Below are 23,126 nucleotides of genomic sequence, written 5' to 3' on the forward strand. Positions count from 1 at the left end.
AGAGGGTGGTGTGCTGAGTGCCGAGCTGAAGGCGTTTTTTATGGTTGCCCGCCTGGGCAGCATCACCCAGGCGGCGAAAAAACTCGGCCTGAGCCAGCCCACCGTTACCACCCAGATTCGCAACCTGGAAAGCCAGTACGGCGTCGAGCTGTTCTACCGTGGCGGGCGCCGCCTCACCGTCAGCGACGAGGGCGCGCGCCTGCTGCCGATGGTCAAGACGCTGCTGCAGCAGGAAGCGGACATCGAGTTTTTCCTGCGCAACAGCGGCCAGGTCCAGGGCGCACTGAGGATTGCCGCGACGGCGCCGTACTACATCCTCGACCTGGTCAAAGCCTTTCGCGAACGCCTGCCGCAGGTGGAGGTATCGGTGGAAATCGGCAACTCCCAGCAGGTACTCGAAGCGCTGGACGATTACCGCGTCGATGTCGCTGCATCCTCGCAGTTACTCGAAGACCCGCGCCTGATCCGCCGTGTATTGGGCACCGACCCGTTGGTGCTGGCGGTACACCGCAACCATCCACTGGCCAAGCTCGACCATGTACCCCTCAGTGCGTTGGCGGGGCATACGCTGTTGATGCGTGAAGCCGGCTCCACCACGCGGCGGCTTACGGAAGAGATGCTGCAAGGTGCGGGCGTCAGTTACGGGCCGCTGCTGGAAATCGGCAGCCGTGAATCGATCCGCGAAGCGGTGCTGCGCAATATCGGCATCAGCATCATCGCCCGCCAGGAAGTGCCCCATGACCCGCAGCTGAAGGTGCTGACCCTCGAGCATGCGCCGCAGATTCCCGAGTACCTGTACTGCCTCAAGGAAAGAAAAGGCGCTCGTCTGCCGGCGGCGTTTCTGGGGTTGGCGCAGGAAATGTCGCCGATCTAAAGCCTTGTAGTGGCTTTGGGGACCAATCGGGGGCAAGCCCCCTCCCACAGGTGCCCGCATTTCCATGTTGGAACTCGGTCAAGTGTGGGAGGGGGCTTGCTCCCGATTGCGGTAGACCAGGCAGCTCACCGCTAAGCGTCCTACACAAATCTGCGAATACCACTATCGCCGCCTTTTGCCTTCCTGCCATAAGAGCGACGCATTGCCTGCCTAGCATGGCCTTCATCAGTTTGATGAGGTGCCACCATGAACACAGCCCTGACCCAACCCGGCGCGCCGATGAAAGTGCGCGGTATCCAGAAACGCTTCGGCGCCTTTACGGCGTTGGACAATGTGTCCCTGGACGTGGCTGCCGGCGAGCTGGTGTGCCTGCTCGGCCCTTCCGGCTGCGGCAAGACCACGTTGCTGCGCTGCATTGCCGGCCTGGAACGCCAGGACAGCGGCGAACTTTACCTGGGTGACCGCGATGTTTCCCTGCTGCCGCCCCAGGCGCGGGACTACGGCATTCTGTTCCAGTCCTACGCGCTGTTTCCCAATCTCACCGTCGAAGCGAACATCGGCTACGGCCTCACCGGCAGCGGTCGTGATGAAGTGCGCCAGCGCGTCGGCCAGATGCTTGAACTGGTGGGGCTGCTTGGTAGTGAAAAGAAGTACCCCGGCCAACTCTCCGGCGGCCAACAGCAGCGGGTCGCCCTGGCCCGTGCCCTGGCGCCGGCCCCGTCATTGCTGTTGCTGGATGAGCCGATGTCGGCCCTCGACGCCCGCGTGCGCGAGCATCTGTGCACCGAGCTGCGCCAACTGCAACGGCGCCTGGGTATCACCACCCTGATGGTCACCCACAACCAGGACGAAGCCATGTTGATGGCCGACCGCATTGCCGTGATGAACAACGGCAAGGTCGAGCAATACGCCACGCCCCAGGAAATCTACGACCGCCCGGCCACGCCGTTTGTGGCGGAGTTTGTCGGCCAGGGCAATTGGCTGCCGTTCAGCCGCAACAGTGCCAGCCATGCCCAGGTCGGCGGGATGAACATGCGCCTGGCCGAGGATGCCGGCGTGGCCAGGTCCGGCCGGTTGTTCTGCCGCCCGGAAGCGATCAGCGTCAACCCGTCGGTGCATGAGGAGAACCTGTTCCCGGCCAAGGTCCGCGAGATCACTTTCCTCGGCAACCGCTGCCGCATGAGCTTTGAGCTGGAGCAACTGCCCGGCCATCCGCTGCTTGCCGAACTGGCCCCGGAAGCCATGCCGCGCCTGGGCGCCCAGGACATCTGGGTAGCCTTGCCGCCGCGCAGCCTGCAGGTGTTTGCCTGAGATGGCCGCTGTCTTGACTCTGGCGCGTCAAGCGTCACGCGCCGAAACCGGCGACCGTATTTTCGTGGTCGGCGGCAAACTGCTCTGGCTGGTGCTGCTGGGCATCGCCGTATTGCTGCCACTGCTGGCGATCTTCTGGCGCGGTTTCAGCAGCGAGGCCGGGCAGGGCGGTGGCCTGGTCGCCGCACGGGAGTTGCTCACCAGCGCCAACTTCCACTGGCTGCTGGGCAATAGCCTGAAAGTCTCCCTCAGCGTGGCGGCCATTGTCGTACCGCTGGCCTACCTGTTTGCCTACGCCCTGCAACGCACGTTGATTCCCGGCAAGGCCCTCTGGCGCGGTATGTCGCTGCTGCCATTGATGGCGCCGTCGATGCTGCCGGGGATTGCACTGGTCTACCTGTTCGGTAACCAGGGCCTGTTGCGCGGGCTGTTCTCGGACAACATCTACGGCTTCTGGGGCATTGTCCTCGGTGAAGTGATCTACACCTTCCCACATGCCCTGATGATTTTGCTGTCGGCGTTGTCGTTGGCCGATGCGCGTTTGTTCGACGCGGCCTCGAGCATGGGCGCCAGCCCTGCGCGGGCGTTCCGCAGCATCACCTGGCCGGCCACGCGCCAGGCGGTGTTTGCCGCGTTCTGCCTGGTGTTCACCTTGACCATTACGGATTTCGGCGTGCCCGTGGTGGTGGGCGGGGATTACCAGGTGCTGGCGCTGGAAGCCTACAAGGCGGTGGTCGGCCAGCAACAGTTCGGTCGCGGTGCGTTGATCGGCATGGTGTTGCTGCTGCCGGCGCTGTTCAGCTTTGGCGTCGACGCCTGGTTGCGCCGTCGCCACGGCGAGGCCATGAGTGGCCGCGCCCAGGTCTTCCAGCCGGCGCCGTCACGCCTGAGGGATAGCGCCTATCTGCTTATCGTGCTGCTCATCAGTGCCGTGTTGCTGCTGGTGTTCGGCATGGCGGTGTACTCCTCGCTGGTGAAGTTCTGGCCGTACAACCTGTCGCTGTCGCTCAGCCACTACCAGTTCGAAGACACGGCCGGCGGCGGTTGGCTGGCCTATCGCAACAGCTTGACCCTGGCGTTGTGCACGGCATTGATCGGCAGCGTATTGATCTTCACCGGCGCCTACCTGATGGAAAAGACCAAGGGCCAGCAGGGCCTGAACCTGGCGCTGCGCATGCTCAGCTTTGTGCCGATGGCCGTGCCTGGGTTGGTGTTGGGCCTGGGCTATGTGTTCTTTTTCAACCTGAGCGGCAACCCGCTGCATGTGTTCTACGGCACCATGACCCTGCTGGTGGTGTGCACCATTGCTCACTACCTGACCACCGCACAAATGACCGCCACCACCGCGTTGCGCCAGCTGGACGCCGAGTTCGAAGCGGCGGCGCTGTCGCTCAAGGCGCCGCTGTATCGCCATTACTTGAAAGTCACGGTACCGATTTGCCTGCCGGCACTGCTGGACATCGTGCGCTACCTGTTTGTGTCGGCGATGACCACCGTGTCCGCCGCGATCTTCCTCTACAGCCCCGACACCATCCTCGCCGCCGTCGCCGTGTTGAACATGGACGACGCCGGCAATGTGGGCGGCGCGGCGGCCATGTCGACCCTGATCCTGTTCACCTCAGGCAGCGTTTCGCTGCTGCTGGCGTGGGCTTCACGTGGCGCCTTGCGCCGCTCCCAAGCCTGGCGCCAGACCGCGCCCGGCCAATAACCATCCCTGAAGGAGGTGCTCCATGTTCAAACCCCTGGCGCTGGTCGCTGCCGTACTCACTGCATTCAGCCTGAATGCCTTCGCCAAGACCGAGTTGACCGTGTACACGGCCCTTGAAGCCGAGCAGTTGAAGACCTACAAAAAAGCCTTCGAGCAGGCCAACCCTGACGTCGAGATCAAATGGGTCCGTGACTCCACCGGCATCATCACCGCCAAGCTGCTGGCCGAAAAAGACCGCCCGCAGGCCGATGTGGTCTGGGGACTGGCCGCGTCGAGCCTGGCGATCCTCGATCAGCAGGGCATGCTGGACAATTACGCCCCCAAGGACCTGGACAAGATCGGCAAGAATTACCGTGACGCCGCCAACCCACCGGCCTGGGTCGGCATGGATGTGTGGGCCGCGACCATTTGCTTCAACACGGTCGAAGCCGAGAAACAGGGCCTGACCAAGCCGGTGAGCTGGCAAGACCTGACCAAGCCCGAGTACAAGGGCAAGATCGTGATGCCCAACCCGGCCTCGTCCGGCACCGGCTTCCTGGATGTGAGCGCGTGGCTGCAAACCTTCGGCGAGAAGCAGGGCTGGCAGTACATGGACGACTTGCACCAGAACATCGGCCAGTACGTTCACTCCGGTTCCAAGCCGTGCAAGCTGGCGGCTTCCGGTGAGTTCCCGATTGGTATTTCCTTTGAGTATCCGGCCGTGCAGTTGAAGCGCCAGGGCGCACCGCTGGACATCATCCTGCCGAAGGAAGGCCTGGGCTGGGACATCGAAGCCACCGCCGTGATCAAGGGTACCGCCCATGCGGACGCCGCCAGAAAGCTCGCTGACTTCTCCGCCAGTACAGCGGCAATGGACCTGTACAAGGACAACTTCGCTGTGCTCGCCCAGCCGGGGATCGCCAAGCCGCAGACCGAATTGCCGGCTGACTACGAGCAGCGGTTGATCAAGAACGACTTCGGCTGGGCCTCGAAAAACCGCGACAGCATCCTGGCTGAGTGGCGCAAGCGCTATGACGGCAAGTCGGAGAAACAATAATTTTCACCTCTACCTGTAGGAGCGAGCTTGCTCGCGAAGAACGAATAGACGGCGCGGATAACCTGAAGCGCTGCCTTATCGTTGACGTTCTTCGCGAGCAAGCTCGCTCCTACAGAGGGTTGCATATTCCATGACAGATTTACTGATCATCGGTGCCGGCATCCTCGGCCTGTCCCACGCCTACGCCGCCGCCAGGCGCGGGCTCAAGGTCAAGGTGTTCGAGCGCAGCGCCACGCCCCTGGGCGCCTCGGTACGCAACTTCGGTCAGGCCCTGGTCACCGGGCAGCCGCCGGGGCCGATGCTTGACCTGGCACGGCAAAGCCGTGATATCTGGGGGCAATGGGCTCGGGTTGCCGGCCTGCAGCTCAAGCGCAACGGCTCGTACCTGTTCGCCCGAACCGAAGCCGAAGAGCATCTGCTGGAAGCCTTCTGCGCCGGCCGCGCGCGTGAACACGGCTATAACGTCGACCTGTTGCAAGGCGCGGCGTTGAAGGATCTGTATGGCGGCCAGTTCCGCCATCACCGCGCCGCGCTGCATGGCCGGGACGACCAGCAACTGTATTCGCGCGAGGCGATACCGGCGCTGATCCACTACCTGAGCCAGCAACTGGGTGTGGAATTTTACTTCTCCACCCTGGTGCGCGATGTCGAACCGGGCCAGGTGCACAGCACGGCAGGCAGTTTTCGTGGCGAGCAGGTTATCGTCTGCTCCGGCCACGATTATCAAACCCTGTTGGCCGAGGCCATCGCCGAACTCAACCCGCAGATCTGCCGCCTGCAAATGCTGCGCGCCCGGCCTGCACTCAACCTCAACCTGCAACACGCCTTGCTCACCGGCCTCAGTTGTGTGCACTACGGCGCTTTTGCCGACCTGCCTGAAGCCGCGCCGGTACAGGCGCAGATCCTGCGCGAGGCGCCGCACTTGCACGAGCACGGGATTCACCTGCTGATCAGCCCGACGCCCCATGGCGAACTGATCATCGGCGACTCCCACGACTACGGCAGCGATGCCTCGCCGTTCAATGCCGAGCAGGTGGATGACTGGATGATCGAGTTGGCCGAACAGACCTTGGGTTGCAATATCCAGGTAATGGAACGCTGGCAGGGCGTCTACGGCGCCAGGGGCCCGGCGCCGTTTTCATTTGTGCAGGCCGCACCTGGCGTGAGCGCTGCCTTGATGCACACCGGTGTGGGCATGAGCGTGGGGCCGGCGATGGCCGAGCGCAATATCACAACCCTGTGGGGGCCGGCGTGATGAGCCCGGAACAGGCGATTGCCACAATCTTCGCTTTGTACGAGCAGCACGGCGCGGCGGATTACATCGGCGAGCCGGTGTCGCAGATCGAGCACATGTCCCAGGCCGCGCAGTTGGCCATGGCCGAAGGCTTCGATGATGAAGTGGTGCTGGCGGCGTTTTTCCACGATATCGGCCATCTCTGTGGCCAGAGTGGCGAGAACATGGGCGGTTATGGCGTGGCCAGCCATGAACGGTTGGGCGCGGATTATTTGCGTCGCGCAGGCTTCAGTGAGCGCCTGGCCAGGCTGGTGGAGTACCACGTCCAGGCCAAGCGCTACCTGACGTTCAGCCAGCCGGACTACTACGCACGCTTGAGCGAAGCCAGCCGCCGCACCCTGGGTTACCAGGGCGGCGTGATGACGGCCGAGGAGGCTCGGGCGTTTGAGCAAGACCCGCTGTGTCAGGTCAGCCTGCGCCTGCGCCACTGGGACGAACAGGCCAAGGCAATGCACGTGCCGGTGCTCGACCTGGAAGTGCTCAAGGCCAAGGCCCGGCAGCTGCTGGCGGCTTAAGTCTCGTCGAGGCGCTGGGCCAGGGCTTCGACCTGTTCCTGGCGTTCGGCCTGGCTCAGTCTGGCCTGGGGGTTGAGGGACGACCATTGCGGGTGGGCGCGGGCCTTGTGCAACGCGTCCGGCAATTTGCCTTCGCGCCAGGTCTTGTCCTGGGGCGTATCGACCTTGATGCTGTGCATCGCCGCATGGCCGCGCAGGTTCAGGGCCTTGAGCAACTGGCGCTGGCGCAGGGCGAGCAGGCGCAGCACGCTGTCGTCCACGGTCAGCTCGCGTTGGCCCTTGATCTTGCCCAGCAGGCGGCTGCCGTAGCTGCGGGCGGTCTGCAACGCGCCACCGGCGATGGCGCCCGCCAGGGCGGCGGCGCCGAGGGTCAGCCCGCCGACCAGCAGGTCCACCCCGGCTCCGGCCGCTGCGCCTGCAGCGATGCCACCGCCGACGCGCACGCCGAGTTGCTTGAGGGTTTCCGGGTTGAACAGGTCATCACCCCAGCGGCCGTCGAGCAACGGCAAATCGCTGGCGGCGGCGTCCTGGGCACGAAAGCCGAACAGCTTGAGCAAGGCCTCCACGCATTTTTGTTCGCGCTGACGCACCGCCTTGCGCAAATCGCTGATGGCTTGTTGCTCATCTTCAGTCACCACGCTGCGTCGGCACGCGGCGCAGTCGATCAGCAATTCGGCAATCAACCGCGCGGCGCTCTGTTGACGGGCCTGGCGTTGGGCTTCCTGGTCGAGGATCAGGCGCTGCAACTGCGGCCGGGCGTTTTCCAGCAGCAGGGCGAGGCTTTCATACAAGCGACGTTCGCCGTCTTCCGGCGGCGCGACGCTGTCGAAACGCACCAGCGCATGCAGGCCCAGGCGTGCCAGGGCTTCGCGCCAGTCCGGCTCGCGGTGGTCGCTGCTGCTGACGAAGTTGAGCACCGGCAGCAACGGTTTACCGCAACTGGCCAGCACTTGCAGCTCATCACGGTACTTGGCCAGCACCGGTTCGCGAGCGTCGATCACATACAGGCCGGCGTCCGAGGCCAGCAGTTGGCGCAGCACCTTGGCTTCCTGTTCGAAACGCTGGCGGGCTTCGCTGCCTTCCAGGAACCGGGCCAGGCGGGCCGGGCCGTCCAAGCGTTCGCCGGGGCGATCCAGGCGTTCCAGGTAGTCGAGCAGGGCGATGGCATCTTCCAGGCCGGGTGTGTCGTACAGCTCCAGCAAGGCTTCGCCGTCGACCGACAAGCGCGCGCCTTCGACATGCCGCGTGGTGCTGGGGCGATGGGAGACTTCACCGAACCCGACGTCACGGGTGAGGGTGCGCAGCAACGAGGTCTTGCCGACGTTGGTGTGGCCGACCACGGCGAGTTTCAGTGGCTTAGTCATGACCGGTCTCCAGCCAGTTCAACGGCGCGCAATCGGCGAACGGCAGCTCCAGTTGTTGCAGCGCGCTGTGCCAGTCGCCCAGGCGCTCGGCATCCAGCGCCTGGCCGGGCGGGGCTTGCAGCAGCCAGACACGGGTGGCGGCGGCGCTGCGTGCGAGTTCGGCGATCAGTGCCAGGCTGCCGCGGTCCGGCGAGCGGCGCGGGTCGCAGGCGATGGCCAAGCGCGCGGGCGGGAAGCGGCTGAGTTGCTCCAGGAGCTTGTTGCGCGATTCGCGGCTGTCGAGGATGCCGGCGTGCTTCACATTAGCCGGCAGCTTGGGTGGCCAGGGGTGCTGATCGTCCAGTTCGATGGCGACGAGCAAGGCGCCGTCGCTGTCCAGCTCACTGACGCCGCCGGTGACGGGGTGCAGTTGTTCCGGCGCGGCGTCGTTGACGCCAAGGCGCTCGCTGCTGGGCATCAGGCGTTCGCGCAGTGGGCTGTAGCCGGGCAGGTTGAGGTCCAGGCGCAAGGCGGCGCGCCCGCGTTTCCAGCGCCACAGGCACAGCAGTGCGAGGATCAATCTTGGCAGCAGGCCGTAGACCAGCAATACCCCGACCAACCAGGCGGCCCACGCCTGGCGGGCGCTTTCGATGTTCAGGGCGGAATCGCCGCTGGCGCGGATCATCTCGACGGTCGGTACGTTGAAGCCCAGCAGGGCGGGCAGGGTGCCGAGGGCCTGGGTCACGGCGACGAAGGTGTCGGCGCCGAGGATAGTGGTTTCCCACACAAAGCCGTAACGGCGGGTGGCGAGCAGCGTCAGCAGAATCACCAGCGCACTGAGCAGCGCCAGCAACCACAGGCTGTTGACCAGCACACCGACCGCCCAGCGATTGAGTTTCTGCCGTTGCAGCAACAGCAGCAACGCCGGGGCCAGTTGGGCGGCCTTGGCATCGCGCGCAAGTTTTTCACTGAGCCACAACCACAAGCGCCCGAGGCTGGCGCTGTGCTCGCCGGCAAACAACAGCCCCAACGCCCAGCTCAACAGCAGGATCAGGTTCAGGCCGAGCAGGCTGCCCAGGGCCCAGAACACATTCACCGGGGTCAAGCCGTTGCCCAGCGCAGCAAAGGCCAGCCCCGCGCCGCTGATGACGGCCACCACCGCCAGCAGCACCAGCGCCAGGCGTGCGCCTTGCAGCCAGCGCGTGAGGGCGGCGGTCAGGCCATCGCGCTCGGCCAGGTGCAGGGCGCGCTGCTGGATGCGCGTCGGCAGGTCGCCGCCCGCCGTGCGCGCGAGGCGATTGGCTTCCTGGTCTTCCAGGGGGCCGGCGTGTTCTTCACGCAGGCGCACGGTTTCCGTCAGCCAGAGTTTGTGCAGGGGGGTCAGTGCGGTCACGCGTCTTCCTGTCGTGCAAGTGAGCTTGGAGCATAACCGCTGGTTCGTGGCTCTGGTATTCTCGTCGCCATGAAAAAAACTCTCCCTTTAAGCCTGATCGCAGCCCTCGGTGAAAACCGCGTGATCGGCGTCGACAACAGCATGCCCTGGCATTTGCCGGGGGATTTCAAATATTTCAAGGCCACCACGCTCGGCAAGCCGATCATCATGGGGCGCAAGACCTGGGACTCCCTGGGCCGACCGCTGCCGGGGCGCTTGAACATTGTGGTCAGCCGTCAGACCGACCTGGCGCTGGAAGGTGCGGAAGTTTTTCCGTCACTCGATGCCGCCGTGGCGCGGGCTGAAGCCTGGGCGCTGGAGCAGGGCGCGGATGAGCTGATGCTGATCGGCGGTGCGCAGTTGTATGCGCAGGGGCTGGAACAGGCGGATCGCCTGTACCTGACGCGCGTGGCGCTGAGCCCGGAGGGGGATGCGTGGTTTCCGGTGTTTGATGCGAGCCAGTGGAAGTTGGTGTCGAACGTCGAGAATCCGGCGGAAGGGGACAAGCCGGCGTACAGCTTTGAGGTTTGGGAAAAGGCCTGACTGGCACCAGATTAGTCAGACTTGCAAAAGAAGCCTCGATGCGACACTGTAATGACCAATGTCTTTACAGTGAGGGCTGCCCCATGGCTTCTATCAACGTACGTATCGACGACGACCTTAAGGCTCGTGCTTATCACGAGCTGGAAAAGCTCGGCGTCACCCCATCGGAATTAATGCGTCAAGCCTTGCAGTACGTGGCAGAGCGCGGTCAGTTACCTTTCAAGCCTGTCCTCATGACTGAAGATGATGAGGCATTGTTGGCAACCGTTCGGGAGCGGCTGGCTGCGCCTCAGCGGGTGAAGGTCTCACTGGATGACCTATGAGCTGGATTTCGATACACGGGCTTTGAAGGAATGGCACAAACTGGGCGATACCGTTCGTCAACAGTTTAAAAAGAAGCTGGTTGAGATCCTGATCAATCCACGTATTGAAGCCAGCCGTCTGCATGGCTTGCCCGATTGCTACAAAATCAAGCTGCGCAGCAGTGGCTATCGGTTGGTGTATCAAGTCATTGACCAGGAGATCACGGTGCTTGTCGTGGCTGTCAATAAGCGTGAGCGTGATGAGGTTTACCGAAAGGCTGCTGATCGTTCGAGCTAGCAGGGACTGAGGTCCCTGCTAGCTTATTCCGTCAGGCCTGCGCCAACGCCCCATGCTCATCCGCATCCAACAACGCTTTATCCGTCTGCCCCATGATCTGGCTGGTAATTGCCCCCGCCGTCATCGAACCATTCACGTTCAGCGCCGTACGGCCCATGTCGATCAGCGGCTCCACGGAAATCAGCAGCGCCACCAGTGACACCGGCAAGCCCATGGCCGGGAGCACGATCAACGCGGCAAAGGTCGCGCCGCCGCCCACGCCCGCCACACCGGCCGAACTCAGGGTCACAATCGCTACCAGAGTCGCGATCCACAGCGGGTCCAGCGGGTTGATGCCCACGGTCGGCGCCACCATCACCGCCAACATGGCAGGGTAGAGGCCGGCGCAGCCGTTCTGGCCGATGGTCGCGCCAAACGAGGCGGCGAAGCCGGCGATGGATTGCGGGATGCCCAGGCGGCGGGTCTGCGCTTCAATGCTCAGCGGGATGGCCGCCGCGCTGGAGCGGCTGGTGAAGGCAAAGGTCAGTACCGGCCAGACCTTGCGGAAGAAGCGCAGCGGGTTGATCCCGGCCAACGACAGCAACAGGCCGTGCACCACGAACATCAGGCCCAGGGCCAGGTACGACACCACCACAAAACTGCCGAGCTTGATGATGTCCTGCAGGTTGGAACCGGCGACCACCTTGGTCATCAGCGCCAGCACACCGTACGGCGTCAGCTTCATCACCAGGCGCACCAGGCGCATCACCCAGGCTTGCAGGGTGTCGATGGCGTTGAGCACCTTCTGGCCTTTTTCCACGTCATCCTTGAGCAGTTGCAACGCGGCAACCCCGAGGAAGGCGGCGAAAATCACCACGCTGATGATCGACGTCGGCTTGGCCCGGGCCAGGTCGGCGAACGGGTTGGCCGGCACGAACGAGAGCAGCAACTGCGGGATATTCAGGTCGGCGACCTTGCCGGCGTAATCGCTCTGGATCACTTGCAGGCGTGCCATTTCCTGGGTACCGGCCACCAGGCCTTCGGCGGTGAGGCCGAACAGGTTGGTCAGGCCGATACCGATCAGCGCTGCAATTGCGGTGGTGAACAGCAGCGTACCAATGGTCAGGAAGCTGATCTTGCCCAGGGACGAGGCGTTATGCAGGCGCGCCACGGCACTGAGGATCGAAGCGAATACCAGCGGTATCACGATCATTTGCAACAGTTGCACGTAGCCGTTGCCGACCAGGTCGAACCAGCCGATGGAGGCTTTGAGCACGGGGTTGCCGTCGCCGTAAATGGCGTGCAAGGCCGTACCGAACGCTACGCCGAGGACCAGGGCGAACAGGACCTTCTTGGCGAGGCTCCAGTGGGTGCGACGGGTTTGTGCCAGGCCCAGCAACAGGGCCACGAACACCAGCAAGTTGAGAATCAGGGGCAGATTCATTGAAGCTCCGTTGAGAAGGCAGCCAATCGCGTGAGCCCGCGATTGCGAACCGGAAATCCTAACAGCTTGAAATATATTGATTTAATACCGATATGGAATGGCAGCTGTCGTTTTCGGAATAAGGCTTTGACGCTCTGGCGTATGCCCGTGACGGAATCAGGACGCACACCGTCGTGCTCGCGTTGGGAACTGTCACAGGGATTTGTTAGCGTCCATGTCTTTCACTCAGGGAGACAACGCCTATGAAGCTCGCGCCGAAATTACTAGCCGCCGCATTCTGCCTCGGACTCGCCAGCCAGGCGTTCGCCGCAACCGAGTTGAAACATTGGCCGGCACCCGCCGCCAAACAACTGAACGAGATGATCGCCGCCAACGCCAACAAGGGTAACTTTGCGGTGTTCGACATGGACAACACCAGCTACCGCTACGACCTCGAAGAATCCCTGCTGCCCTACATGGAAAACAAGGGCCTGATCACCCGCGACAGCCTCGACCCGTCGCTCAAGCTGATGCCGTTCAAAGACACCGCCGACCATAAGGAAAGTCTGTTCAGTTACTACTACCGCCTTTGCGAAGTCGACGACATGGTTTGCTACCCGTGGGTTGCGCAGGTGTTTTCCGGCTTTACCCTCAAGGAACTCAAGGTCCAGGTGGATGAACTGATGGCCTCCGGCAAACCGGTGCCGGTCAGCTATTTTGAAGGCGACGTGGTCAAGCAGTCCGAGGTACAACCGCCGAAGGTCTTCACCGGCCAGGCCGAGCTGTACAACAAGCTGATGGAAAACGGCATCGAGGTGTACGTGATGACCGCCGCGTCGGAAGAACTGGTGCGCATGGTCGCCGCCGATCCGAAGTACGGCTACAACGTCAAACCCGAGAATGTCATCGGCGTGACGACCTTGCTCAAGGACCGCAACACCGGCGAACTGACCACCGCACGTAAACAGATCGCCGCCGGCAAATACGACGAAAAAGCCAACCTCGGCCTGGAACTGACCCCCTACCTGTGGACCCCGGCGACCTGGATGGCCGGCAAGCACGCGGCGATCCTCACCTACATCGACGAATGGAAAAAACCGGTGATCGTCGGCGGCGATACGCCGACCAGCGACGGCTACATGCTGTTCCACGATGTGGACGTGGCCAAGGGCGGCATCCACCTGTGGATCAACCGCAAGGACAAATACATGACCCAACTCAACGGCATGATCGCCAAGCATGCAGCGGCGCAAGCCAAGGAAGGGTTGCCGGTGACGGCGAACAAGAACTGGGTGATCGTCAAGCCTGACGAGATTCAGTAACACCGAGGCGCCTGCATCCCAGGCAAGCCCGCTCCCACATTTTTAAGGTGTTCACACATCAAAAGGTGGGAGGGGGCTTGCCTGGGATGGCTGTCTGAATAGCACTACAAAACCCAGCCTAAAATAGATATCAATTGCGAACCAATCTCATCCTCTGCTAGCGTGCGCACTTCCTGAACCCTCCGTTCTTCTCAAGGTAGTGCTGTGCCCTCCTGGAATTCGCAGATCGCGCGCCTGTTCGCGGAGCAGAAGAAAGCCCTCGAAGCCTTCGTCACTCGCCGCACCGGCAGCGCCCAGGTGGCCGCCGACCTGACTCAGGAGTCGTTCCTGCGCCTGGCTCGCATGGACTGCGGCGAAAAGATCGACAACCTCCCAGCCTTCCTCTTCACCATCGCCAGCAACCTGGTGCGCGATCACCAGCGCCAGGCCATCCGCCGTGAGCGCCTGGACGCCGGCGAGCCCAGCGAAGAGCTGCCGTGCAGCAATCCGGGTGCCGACGAGCAATTAGCCGCCTACCAACAGGAACAACTGATGCAGGATGCGATCCTGGCGTTGCCCCCAGCGACTCGGCAGATCTTCCTGCTTTATCATGTCGACGAACTTTCCTATCGCGAGATTGGCGAACGTCTATCGATCACGGCACGCAGTGTGGAATACCAACTGCGTCGCGCCTTGATTGAATGCCGCGCGTACATCAAGACGCGGCTTGCCTGCGATGAACAAGGATGTCGCTCATGACCGCCACCTCCACTGCCGACGTGTTGTTCGACGAAGCGTCCGGCTGGTATTTCCGCCTGCAGGCCGAGGACGTGACGCCGGCCGACATGGACGCCTTTGCCGCCTGGCTGGGGCAAGGTCCGGCCCAGGATGACGCCTGGCGGGAAGTGCAGGCGATGCTCGGCGGCCTGCGCGAACCTGCGCGGGTGATTCGCCGCGCCGAACAGGCCGCCTGGCGCAAACCGGCGCGAGCCTGGCAGCGCTGGGCGTGTGCTGCGGCGGTGTTGTTGGCCGTGGGGCTTACCGTGCAGAACACGCCATGGCTCGATCGCCTGCGCGCGGACTACGCCACCGGCACCGGCGAGTCGCGCAGCATCGAACTGGCCGACGGCTCGCACCTGCAACTCAACACCGACAGCGCGGTGCAGATCCGCTTGAGCGGGGGCGAACGGCAAATCCGTTTGCTGCGTGGCGAAGGCTTTTTCGACGTCACCAAGGATCCGACACGGCCGTTCGTGGTGCAGTCCGGCGACGGCTGGGTGAAGGTGGTCGGGACGCAGTTCAGCGTTGCGCGGCGCGATGCGCAGACGCGGGTGCAGGTGGCGCAGGGCAAGGTGCAGGTCAGTGCCGGCAGCGGTGAACCGGTGTACCTGGAGCCAGGGCGGGCCGTGGAATATCAAGGCCAGCGCCTGGCCGAGGTGCATGCTTTCGACCCGGCCAGCGGCTTTGCCTGGCGCCAACGGCAACTGGTGTTCCGCCAGCAGCCGCTGTCGGAAGTGGTGAGCGAGTTGAATCGCTATTGGCCCGGCAAGACTCTGGTGCTAGGTGATGCGCTGCGCAACCGCGTGGTGTCGGGTGTGTTTGAAATCGACAAACCCGAAGCCGTGATCAAAGCGCTGGAGTACACCCTCAACCTGCGTGCCGAGCACTACACCCCGTATTTACTGGTGTTGCGCGAAGGCAAGGCATCGTAATCGCAACTTTTTGAAAAAACTTTCAGGGTTTCTCCCCAGGCACTCGTCCTTGATCACTGAGGCGTAAATAGTAAGCACTCTCAAGTAGTGCGGCGCCGATCACAGACTTTTTGCACCGGGGAGCACCATCCATGGCACATCGATTCGCCGCACGGTCCTTGTTGGCACTGGCCATTTCCATGGCCTGTGGCACTGCGCCGCTGTATTTGCAGGCCGCCGAAACCACCCAGGCCCAGACCTACCGTTTCGATATTGCAGGGCAAAGCCTGGACGGTGCGCTGGCGGCGTTTTCGGCGGTGACGCGAGTTCAGGTGCTGGTGTCGGGTGAGTTGACCCAGGGCGTGCTGTCGCCGGGTGTCAAAGGCAACCTCGGCCAGCGCGAAGCCTTGGGGCAACTGCTCGGCGGTACCGGGCTGAGTGCGGCGTTTATCAACGCGGACACCGTGACCCTGGAAAAGCGCATGGACACAGGCTCTGCCATCGAAGTCGGCGCCACCACCATCAGCGCCGAACACCTGGGCGTGACCACTGAAGGCAGCGGTTCCTACACCACGGGCGCCGTGACCCTGGGCAAGGGCGAGCAAAAGCTCAAGGACATCCCGCAATCGGTCAGCGTCATGACCCGCAAGCAGATGGATGACCAGAACACCACCAAGCTCTCCGAGGTGGTCAAGCGCACGCCCGGCCTGACCGCGACCAAATCTCCCGGCCCCGGCATGTTCATCTTCTCCCGTGGTTTTGAAGTCGGCACCCTGCAATACGACGGTGTGGGCATCCCGCGTAATACCTACACGCTGGGCAGCTACCTCACCGAGAACATGGCGATCTACGACCGCGTCGAAACCCTGCGCGGCCCGGCCGCCTTGCTGCAAGGCGCCAACAGCCCCGGCGGCACGATGAACCTGGTGCGCAAGCGCGGTCAGCAGGCGCCGACCGTGACCATCACCGCCAAGGCGGGCTCATGGGACCATTACGGTACCCAAGTGGATGCTGGCGGCCCGCTGAACGCCGAAGGCACGTTGCGCGGCCGTTTTGTGGCTGACTACGACACTACGGATTCGTTTGTCGATTACGTCGGTGGCTGGAATCAGACAGTCTACGGCGCCGTGGACTACGACTTCAGCCCCGACACCACCGTCGGCGTCGGCATCAGCAACCAGAAAGGCCACTCGCGCCCCAACTTCATGTCGCTGCCGCGTTACGCCGATGGCAGCGATATCGGTCTGTCGCGCTCGACCTTCGTTGGCGCCAGTTGGAACCGTAATGTCAACAACCAGACCCAGGTGTTTGCCGATATCGAGCATCGCTTCAACGAGGACTGGAAGGTGAAAGCGGCGCTGGTGGCAATGGACGAGCACAACGACGCAACCTACCAGGCGACATGGGACACCGTCCCTGTAGGCGGCGGCACTGTGCCCTACGTGGACTGGATCACCGACTTCAATACCAAGAGCCGCGGCGCCGATGTGTATGTAAACGGCAAGTTCGAGGGGCTGGGTTTGCAGCAGGAGATGGTGCTGGGTGCCAACTATTCCAAACTCACCACCAATGACCAGTGGGCTCGGGCGTCAAATCCCGGTGCGGATATCTTCAACATCGACCACAACCGCCCGCAGCGCGACGCATCGCAATTGTTCAGGGACGGCGCTGCCTCCAAGAGCTGGTATGACATCCGTCAGAAGGGCATCTATGGCACCTGGCGCGTAAAAGTCCTGGACCCGCTGACCCTGATCGTCGGTGCACGCACCAGTTGGTATGACTATTCATACATAGGCCAGGGCGGGTTTGGCGGTGTGTATAACGCAGCCGAGAAAAGCACCACGCAAACCACCGGCAAGGTCACGCCGTATGCAGGCCTGGTCTACGCTCTGAATGATCAATGGTCGGCCTATGCCAGCTATGCCGATGCCTTTGAGCCGCAAACCAACCTGACCACCTCCGGCTCGTTGCTCAAACCTATCGAAGGCAAAAACTACGAACTGGGCATCAAGGGCGAGTTGGCCGAGGGTCGCCTCAACACCTCGTTTGCCATCTTCCGTTACGACCAGGAAAACCGTGGCGTCCAGGACCTGCAAGGGCCGATGAACTGCAATGGTTGGTACTGCTCGGTCGCCTCGGGCAAAGTCCGCAGCCAAGGCTTTGAAGCTACCTTGAGCGGTGAAGTGCTGCCAGGCCTGCAACTGGCCTCCAGTTACACCTACAACACCACAAAATTCCTCAAGGACGACACCTACGAAGGCAAGATCTTCAGCACCTGGACCCCCAAGCACCTGCTCAAGGTCTGGGGCGATTACCAACTGCCGGGTGACTGGCAGAAGTTCAGTGTCGGCGCCGGCGTGACCGCGCAAAGCAGCACCGAAGCCTACGACCGCACCTTCAGCGTGCCGGGCAATGCGCTGTGGGATTCACGGGTGGCTTACAAGATCAATCAGGAATTCACCGTGGCGGCGAACCTGTACAACCTGTTCGACAAGAAGTATTACATCCCGGCCTACAACGCGAACTGGGGCAGCAACTACTACGGCGATCCGCGTAATGTGATGTTTACGATGACCTACACACCGCAGTTCTGATTACATCCGGATATAAAAATGCCCCGCATTTAGCGGGGCATTTTCATGTGTGGCGGTTAGCCCTTACAGCCCATCCAGCATCGCCTTGTTACGTACCGCACCCTTGTCGGCACTGGTCGCCAACAGGGCATAGGCCTTCAACGCGGTCGTGACCTTGCGCGGACGCTTCTCCACCGGCTTCCAACCTTTCTTGTCCTGCTCGACCCGGCGTGCCGCCAGCTCTTCGTCACTGATCAACAGGTTGATCGAGCGGTTCGGAATGTCGATCAGGACCTTGTCGCCGTCCTGCACCAGGCCAATCGCACCGCCGGCAGCGGCTTCAGGTGACGCGTGGCCGATGGACAGGCCCGAGGTGCCGCCGGAGAAACGGCCGTCGGTGAGCAGGGCGCAGGCTTTGCCCAGGCCTTTGGATTTCAGGTACGACGTCGGGTAGAGCATCTCTTGCATACCCGGGCCGCCTTTCGGGCCTTCGTAGCGGATGATGACGATGTCGCCTTCCTTGACTTCGTCGGCAAGGATGCCGCGAACCGAGCTGTCCTGGCTTTCGTAGATCTTGGCGCGACCTTCGAAGACGTGGATGGATTCATCCACACCGGCGGTTTTCACCACGCAACCGTCGAGGGCGATGTTGCCGTACAGCACGGCCAGGCCGCCTTCTTTGGAGTAGGCGTGTTCGACACTGCGGATGCAGCCGTTTTCACGGTCGGCGTCCAGGGTGTCCCAACGGGTCGACTGGCTGAACGCGGTCTGGGTCGGGATACCGGCCGGGCCAGCCTTGAAGAAGGTGTGCACGGCTTCGTCGTCAGTCAGGGTGATGTCCCACTTGGCGATGCCTTCGGCCAGGGATTTGCTGTGCACGGTCGGCAGGTCGGTGTGCAGCAGGCCGCCACGGGCCAGGGAGCCTAAGATCGAGAAGATCCCGCCGGCGCGGTGCACGTCTTCCATGTGGTACTTCTGGATGTTCGGCGCGACCTTGCACAGTTGCGGCACATGGCGGGACAGGCGGTCGATGTCGCGCAGGTCGAAATCGATCTCGGCTTCCTGGGCCGCAGCCAGCAAGTGCAGGATGGTGTTGGTGGAACCGCCCATGGCGATGTCCAGGGTCATGGCGTTTTCGAACGCCTTGAAGTTGGCGATATTGCGCGGCAATACCGACTCATCGTTCTCGCCGTAGTAGCGCTTGCACAGCTCGACGATGGTGCGGCCGGCCTGCAGGAACAGCTGTTCGCGGTCGCTGTGGGTGGCCAGGGTCGAACCGTTGCCCGGTAATGCCAGGCCGAGGGCTTCGACCAGGCAGTTCATCGAGTTGGCGGTGAACATGCCGGAGCACGACCCGCAGGTCGGACAGGCGCTGCGCTCGTATTCCGCGACCTTCTCGTCAGAAGCGCTGGAATCGGCGGCGATGACCATGGCGTCGACCAGGTCCAGGCCATGGGAGGCGAGCTTGGTCTTGCCGGCTTCCATCGGGCCGCCGGAGACGAAGATCACCGGGATGTTCAGGCGCAGGGCGGCCATCAGCATGCCGGGGGTGATCTTGTCGCAGTTCGAGATGCACACGATGGCGTCGGCGCAGTGGGCGTTGACCATGTACTCCACGGAGTCGGCGATGATCTCGCGGCTCGGCAGCGAGTACAGCATGCCGTCATGGCCCATGGCGATGCCGTCGTCCACGGCGATGGTGTTGAATTCCTTGGCTACACCGCCAGCGCGCTCGATCTCGCGGGCGACCAGTTGGCCCAGGTCCTTGAGGTGCACGTGGCCCGGTACGAACTGGGTGAACGAGTTGGCAATGGCAATGATCGGCTTCTTGAAGTCGTCATCTTTCATCCCTGTGGCACGCCACAGTGCGCGGGCGCCGGCCATGTTGCGGCCGTGGGTGGATGTTTTCGAGCGGTAATCAGGCATTGGAGCACTCCGGGCGGCTAATCGGTATCAAAGGGGAGTGAGCTTCTATTGACGTCTGGAACACCCGAAAAATGGCACTGGTGTCCGGAAGTTGCCGCAAACGTGACGGGATCGCCGTGCGCATTGGCCTTGAGCTCATAAACCCGCCGGGGGATGACTGGCGATGAATAGGGCCGATTCTACACCGTCTTCCTGTAGGAGCGAGGGGGACGCCTAGTTCTTGCTCGCGAAAAACGTAAACGATAACGCAGCGCTATCAGGTAGTTCGTGTCGCCGATGAGTTTTTCGCGAGCAAGAACTAGGCGTCCCCCTCGCTACTACACAGGCAAGACATATTCAGAACCACTGTTTAAAGGCCTTTGGATGTTGTGCCTCCTACCGTTTCTCTTCCAATCACAGAAGAGGACGACGGAATGTCCACGCAACAAAATGCCTATCGGCTACGCATCGGGCGCTATTCAGAATCGGGCCGCGTGTACCTGATCACGGCTGTTACCTACCAACGACAATCAATTTTTCAGGACTGGCGCACGGGTCGCCTGCTCGTCAGCGAATTCAGGAAAGCTCAGGAAGACGGTGAGGCTACCTCGCTGGCCTGGGTCGTGATGCCTGACCATTTTCATTGGCTGGTCGAACTGCACAATGGCGACTTGCCAAGGTTGATGCGAATAACCAAGTCGCGAAGTGCCCGCGCGATAAACAGTGCGAGGGGTTCCTACGGGACGCTTTGGCAAAAAGGCTATTTCGATCGGGCACTGCGTCGTGAGGAGGACTTGAAAGCAATGGCCCGCTATATCGTCGCGAATCCTTTGCGTGCTGGTCTGGTCGAGCACATTGGTCAGTACCCGCTATGGGATGCCATCTGGATATGACGCACCTTCACTTGTAGGAGCGAGCTTGCTCGCGAAGAACGTCAACGATAACGCAGCGCTATCAGGTAGCCCGCGTCGTGTATGAGTTTTTCGCGAGCAAGCTCGCTCCTACAGGGGAAAGCGTGAGTGCCCGCTCCGTAAATTAGTCAACCAGCCCCAGAGGCTGAACACGATGAAGCTGACCGCGATGGTCAGCAGCAGATGCGTTCCGGTTTGTGCCAAGGCCGCACTGCTGATGGCGGCCGTGAGGAACATGATGCTGTTCCCGGCCGATGCAGCGGTGCCCGCGCTCCTTGAGAACAGCCGCATCGCCGCCGAAATCGCCGCCGGACGAACCAGGGTGACGGCCAGGGCGCTGATCAGTATCGGGATCAGCAGAGTCAAGGTGGTGATGGCTTCAAAAATAATGATCAACGTCAGCAACACACCCGCGACGAGCAATAGTCCAAGACCGATATTGATTTGCCGGGACAGCGCCATGCGTTTTTGCAGGTACGAGGCAGCAACGCCGCCGAGCAGGTAGGCCAGGCCGTACACCATCAGCACCAGCGCATATTGGTATTCGGACAGCTTCAGCGCATCCATGAAAATCAGCGGCGTCACGCTGATCAAGGCGAAGTAGCAGGCAAATACCAGGGCGGCGATCCACCAATAGCGCAGGAAGTCCCGATTGCGCGCCACGGCCTTGAGTGTGCCGATGATGGATACCGGTTCGCGGTGTGGGCTGGAGGACTTCGACGGCAGGATACAGAGCGCATGGATCAACATGCCCGATGCCATCAGCGCAAACCCATAGAAGCTCCCTTGCCAGTCGAAGGTGGTTTGCAGCCAGGAGCCGATCAGCGGTGACAGCGCGACAAACGAGCCGCTCAGGGTCATGTAATAGAGGCGCACCCGGGCTCGGTCCTGTTCGTCGAACAGGTCTTCCACCAGTGCATGGCCCAGTACGAAGAAGCCGCAGCCCATGGCCTGGACCGTGCGAAACAGCAGGAAGGTCAGGTAATCCGGCGCCATGGCGCAACCTATCGCCCCGAGGATCGACAGCGTGATACAGCCGAGCAGGACTTCCTTGCGTCCCCATTTATCCGAAAGTGGACCGGCGAGCAGTTGGGAGATGGAAAAGACCAGGGTGAACAGGCTGATGGACAGTGCGATGTCTGCGCTGGGCGTGTCGAACCGGGCGGACAGGGCGGGGAACGACGGGAGCAGGATATTGATCGGGAAAAAGCTGATCAGTGAGATGCAGGTGATGAGGATGAAGCGGGAGAGGGTGTGCCCAGACATTGTTTTTGTTTTCCGGAGTAAAACCAGAAACCGATACTAGTCTGCGAAAAGTGGAATTCAATCAAAACTACTGTGGGAGGCTTCCCGTAGCAATGTAGGAGCGAGCTTGCTCGCGAAGAACGTCAACGATAACGCAGCGCTATCAGGTAGCCCGCGTTGTATATGCGTTTTTCGCGAGCAAGCTCGCTCCTACAGAGGGTTCACGTCTTAGCTATTGGGCAACAACCGGCACGTAATGCTCTTGATATACCGCGTCTCGGCAATCGCCGGATGCACCGGATGATCCGGGCCCTGGCCGCCACGTTCCAGCATCTGGATATTGCGGTCCAGATGGCGGGCGCTGGTCAGCAGGATGTTCTGCAGGTCGTCTTCCGGCAGGTGCATGGAGCACGAGGCGCTGACCAGGATGCCGTCCTTGCTGAGCAGGCGCATGGCTTGCTCGTTCAGGCGGCGGTAGGCGCCTTCGCCGTTTTTCATGTCTTTCTTGCGTTTGATGAAGGCCGGTGGGTCGGCGACGATCACGTCGAAGCGTTCTTCGCTGGCTTTCAATTCCTTGAGGGCTTCAAAGACGTCGCCTTCGATGCAGGTCATCTTCTCGGCGACGCCGTTCAGCGCGGCGTTGCGCTCCACGCCATCGAGGGCGAAGGCCGAGGCGTCGACGCAGAACACTTCACTGGCGCCGAAGGCCGCGGCTTGCACGCCCCAGCCGCCGATGTAGCTGTACAGGTCGAGTACGCGTTTGCCTTTGGCATACGGGGCCAGGCGCGCGCGGTTCATGCGGTGGTCGTAGAACCAGCCGGTTTTCTGGCCCTGGATCACCGGGGCTTCGAATTTCACGCCGTTTTCTTCCAGTGCGACCCACTCCGGCACCAGGCCGAACACGGTTTCGACGTAGCGGTTGAGGCCTTCGGCGTCGCGCGCGGCGGAGTCGTTCTTGAACAGGATGCCGCTCGGCTTGAGCACTTGGGTCAGGGCGGCGATCACGTCGTCTTTATGGGCTTCCATGGTCGCCGAGGCGATCTGAACTACCAGGATATCGCCGAAACGGTCGACCACCAGGCCCGGCAGCAGGTCGGAATCGCCGTAGACCAGGCGGTAGAACGGCTTGTCGAACAGGCGATCACGCAGGGACAGGGCGACGTTGATGCGGTGCACCAGCAGCGACTTGTCCAGTGGCAACTTGATGTCGCGCGACAGCAGGCGTGCGCAGATCAGGTTGTTCGGGCTCATGGCCACGATGCCCAGGGTCTTGCCGCCGGCCGCTTCCAGGATGGCCTGGTCGCCCGCCTGGAAGCCGTGCAGAGGGGTGGCCGCCACATCGATTTCGTTGCTGTAGACCCACAGGTGGCCGTTGCGCAAACGACGATCGGCGTTGGCTTTGAGACGCAGGCTTGGCAGGGACATGACGTCGCTCCGGAAAA

At 62.1% G+C, this 23,126-nt stretch carries 20 protein-coding genes; 14 read left to right on the forward strand and 6 right to left on the reverse strand.

The window, feature by feature from the left end:
• Positions 1-10 precede the first annotated feature (10 nt).
• The 6 genes from PspCFBP13509_RS16220 to PspCFBP13509_RS16245 all read left to right on the forward strand — a co-directional run bounded on the left by PspCFBP13509_RS16220 (position 11) and on the right by PspCFBP13509_RS16245 (position 6,738).
• A complete protein-coding gene (locus PspCFBP13509_RS16220) occupies positions 11-874 on the forward strand; it encodes a LysR family transcriptional regulator (protein ID WP_027606132.1) in 864 nt (287 codons plus the stop codon).
• Between the two features lie 246 nt (positions 875-1,120).
• Positions 1,121-2,185, forward strand: coding sequence for a putative 2-aminoethylphosphonate ABC transporter ATP-binding protein (locus tag PspCFBP13509_RS16225; protein ID WP_137212347.1), 1,065 nt, complete (start codon positions 1,121-1,123; stop codon positions 2,183-2,185).
• A gap of 1 nt (position 2,186) precedes the next feature.
• Positions 2,187-3,893, forward strand: a complete 1,707-nt coding sequence (locus PspCFBP13509_RS16230; protein ID WP_137212348.1) for a putative 2-aminoethylphosphonate ABC transporter permease subunit — start codon at positions 2,187-2,189, stop codon at positions 3,891-3,893.
• Positions 3,894-3,915: 22 nt separating this feature from the next.
• The gene (locus PspCFBP13509_RS16235; protein ID WP_074847855.1) at positions 3,916-4,929 is read left to right on the forward strand and encodes a putative 2-aminoethylphosphonate ABC transporter substrate-binding protein; all 1,014 of its coding nucleotides are present in this window, start codon (positions 3,916-3,918) and stop codon (positions 4,927-4,929) included.
• 130 nt (positions 4,930-5,059) lie between these two features.
• Positions 5,060-6,184 carry a TIGR03364 family FAD-dependent oxidoreductase gene (locus PspCFBP13509_RS16240; protein ID WP_137212349.1) on the forward strand — a complete coding sequence of 375 codons (1,125 nt, stop codon included), beginning with the start codon at positions 5,060-5,062 and terminating at the stop codon, positions 6,182-6,184.
• Positions 6,184-6,738, forward strand: a complete 555-nt coding sequence (locus PspCFBP13509_RS16245; RefSeq protein WP_137212350.1) for a phosphonate degradation HD-domain oxygenase — start codon at positions 6,184-6,186, stop codon at positions 6,736-6,738. Before PspCFBP13509_RS16240 ends, PspCFBP13509_RS16245 begins: the two co-directional genes overlap by 1 nt.
• On the opposite strand, the gene PspCFBP13509_RS16250 is transcribed toward PspCFBP13509_RS16245, so the two are convergent.
• Positions 6,735-8,102: a DUF3482 domain-containing protein gene (locus PspCFBP13509_RS16250; RefSeq protein WP_137212351.1), complete on the reverse strand. Its 1,368-nt coding sequence runs from the start codon at positions 8,100-8,102 to the stop codon at positions 6,735-6,737. The two genes, PspCFBP13509_RS16245 and PspCFBP13509_RS16250, sit on opposite strands and share 4 nt — an antisense overlap.
• On the reverse strand, positions 8,095-9,474 hold the full coding sequence (locus PspCFBP13509_RS16255) for a DUF2868 domain-containing protein (RefSeq protein WP_065946532.1): 1,380 nt from the start codon (positions 9,472-9,474) through the stop codon (positions 8,095-8,097). Before PspCFBP13509_RS16255 ends, PspCFBP13509_RS16250 begins: the two co-directional genes overlap by 8 nt.
• A gap of 69 nt (positions 9,475-9,543) precedes the next feature.
• On the opposite strand from PspCFBP13509_RS16255, the gene PspCFBP13509_RS16260 reads away from it, so the two are divergent.
• From PspCFBP13509_RS16260 to PspCFBP13509_RS16270, 3 genes are all read left to right on the forward strand, one after another.
• On the forward strand, positions 9,544-10,056 hold the full coding sequence (locus PspCFBP13509_RS16260) for a dihydrofolate reductase (protein WP_137212352.1): 513 nt from the start codon (positions 9,544-9,546) through the stop codon (positions 10,054-10,056).
• A gap of 83 nt (positions 10,057-10,139) precedes the next feature.
• Positions 10,140-10,379 carry a type II toxin-antitoxin system RelB/DinJ family antitoxin gene (locus PspCFBP13509_RS16265; protein ID WP_033897026.1) on the forward strand — a complete coding sequence of 80 codons (240 nt, stop codon included), beginning with the start codon at positions 10,140-10,142 and terminating at the stop codon, positions 10,377-10,379.
• Positions 10,369-10,656, forward strand: coding sequence for a type II toxin-antitoxin system RelE family toxin (locus PspCFBP13509_RS16270; RefSeq protein ID WP_065923875.1), 288 nt, complete (start codon positions 10,369-10,371; stop codon positions 10,654-10,656). The genes PspCFBP13509_RS16265 and PspCFBP13509_RS16270 overlap by 11 nt, the downstream gene beginning before the upstream one ends.
• 31 nt (positions 10,657-10,687) lie before the next feature.
• Here the strand turns inward: PspCFBP13509_RS16270 and PspCFBP13509_RS16275 are convergent, their stop codons facing one another.
• On the reverse strand, positions 10,688-12,079 hold the full coding sequence (locus tag PspCFBP13509_RS16275; RefSeq protein ID WP_065923874.1) for an L-cystine transporter: 1,392 nt from the start codon (positions 12,077-12,079) through the stop codon (positions 10,688-10,690).
• 242 nt (positions 12,080-12,321) lie between these two features.
• Here PspCFBP13509_RS16275 and PspCFBP13509_RS16280 point away from each other — a divergent pair, with 242 nt between their 5' ends.
• The 4 genes from PspCFBP13509_RS16280 (at position 12,322) to PspCFBP13509_RS16295 (ending at position 17,644) form a co-directional block, all read left to right on the forward strand.
• Positions 12,322-13,380, forward strand: coding sequence for a haloacid dehalogenase-like hydrolase (locus tag PspCFBP13509_RS16280; protein ID WP_137212353.1), 1,059 nt, complete (start codon positions 12,322-12,324; stop codon positions 13,378-13,380).
• Between the two features lie 204 nt (positions 13,381-13,584).
• Positions 13,585-14,118, forward strand: coding sequence for an RNA polymerase sigma factor (locus PspCFBP13509_RS16285; protein WP_065923872.1), 534 nt, complete (start codon positions 13,585-13,587; stop codon positions 14,116-14,118).
• Positions 14,115-15,071, forward strand: a complete 957-nt coding sequence (locus PspCFBP13509_RS16290; protein ID WP_065923871.1) for a FecR family protein — start codon at positions 14,115-14,117, stop codon at positions 15,069-15,071. The genes PspCFBP13509_RS16285 and PspCFBP13509_RS16290 overlap by 4 nt, the downstream gene beginning before the upstream one ends.
• A gap of 131 nt (positions 15,072-15,202) precedes the next feature.
• The gene (locus PspCFBP13509_RS16295; RefSeq protein ID WP_065946528.1) at positions 15,203-17,644 is read left to right on the forward strand and encodes a TonB-dependent siderophore receptor; all 2,442 of its coding nucleotides are present in this window, start codon (positions 15,203-15,205) and stop codon (positions 17,642-17,644) included.
• A gap of 63 nt (positions 17,645-17,707) precedes the next feature.
• On the opposite strand, the gene ilvD is transcribed toward PspCFBP13509_RS16295, so the two are convergent.
• Positions 17,708-19,549: a dihydroxy-acid dehydratase gene (ilvD, locus tag PspCFBP13509_RS16300; RefSeq protein ID WP_027606118.1), complete on the reverse strand. Its 1,842-nt coding sequence runs from the start codon at positions 19,547-19,549 to the stop codon at positions 17,708-17,710.
• A 413-nt stretch (positions 19,550-19,962) separates the two neighbouring features.
• Here ilvD and PspCFBP13509_RS16305 point away from each other — a divergent pair, with 413 nt between their 5' ends.
• A complete protein-coding gene (locus PspCFBP13509_RS16305; protein ID WP_065923869.1) occupies positions 19,963-20,421 on the forward strand; it encodes an REP-associated tyrosine transposase in 459 nt (152 codons plus the stop codon).
• Between the two features lie 108 nt (positions 20,422-20,529).
• Here the strand turns inward: PspCFBP13509_RS16305 and PspCFBP13509_RS16310 are convergent, their stop codons facing one another.
• Entirely contained in the window at positions 20,530-21,705 is a 1,176-nt protein-coding gene (locus PspCFBP13509_RS16310) for an MFS transporter (protein ID WP_137212354.1), read from the reverse strand.
• A gap of 207 nt (positions 21,706-21,912) precedes the next feature.
• Positions 21,913-23,109, reverse strand: a complete 1,197-nt coding sequence (locus PspCFBP13509_RS16315; protein ID WP_074847840.1) for a class I SAM-dependent rRNA methyltransferase — start codon at positions 23,107-23,109, stop codon at positions 21,913-21,915.
• Positions 23,110-23,126 lie beyond the last annotated feature (17 nt).

Source organism: Pseudomonas sp. CFBP13509 (assembly GCF_005233485.1).
Classification (GTDB): Bacteria; Pseudomonadota; Gammaproteobacteria; order Pseudomonadales; family Pseudomonadaceae; genus Aquipseudomonas; species Aquipseudomonas marginalis.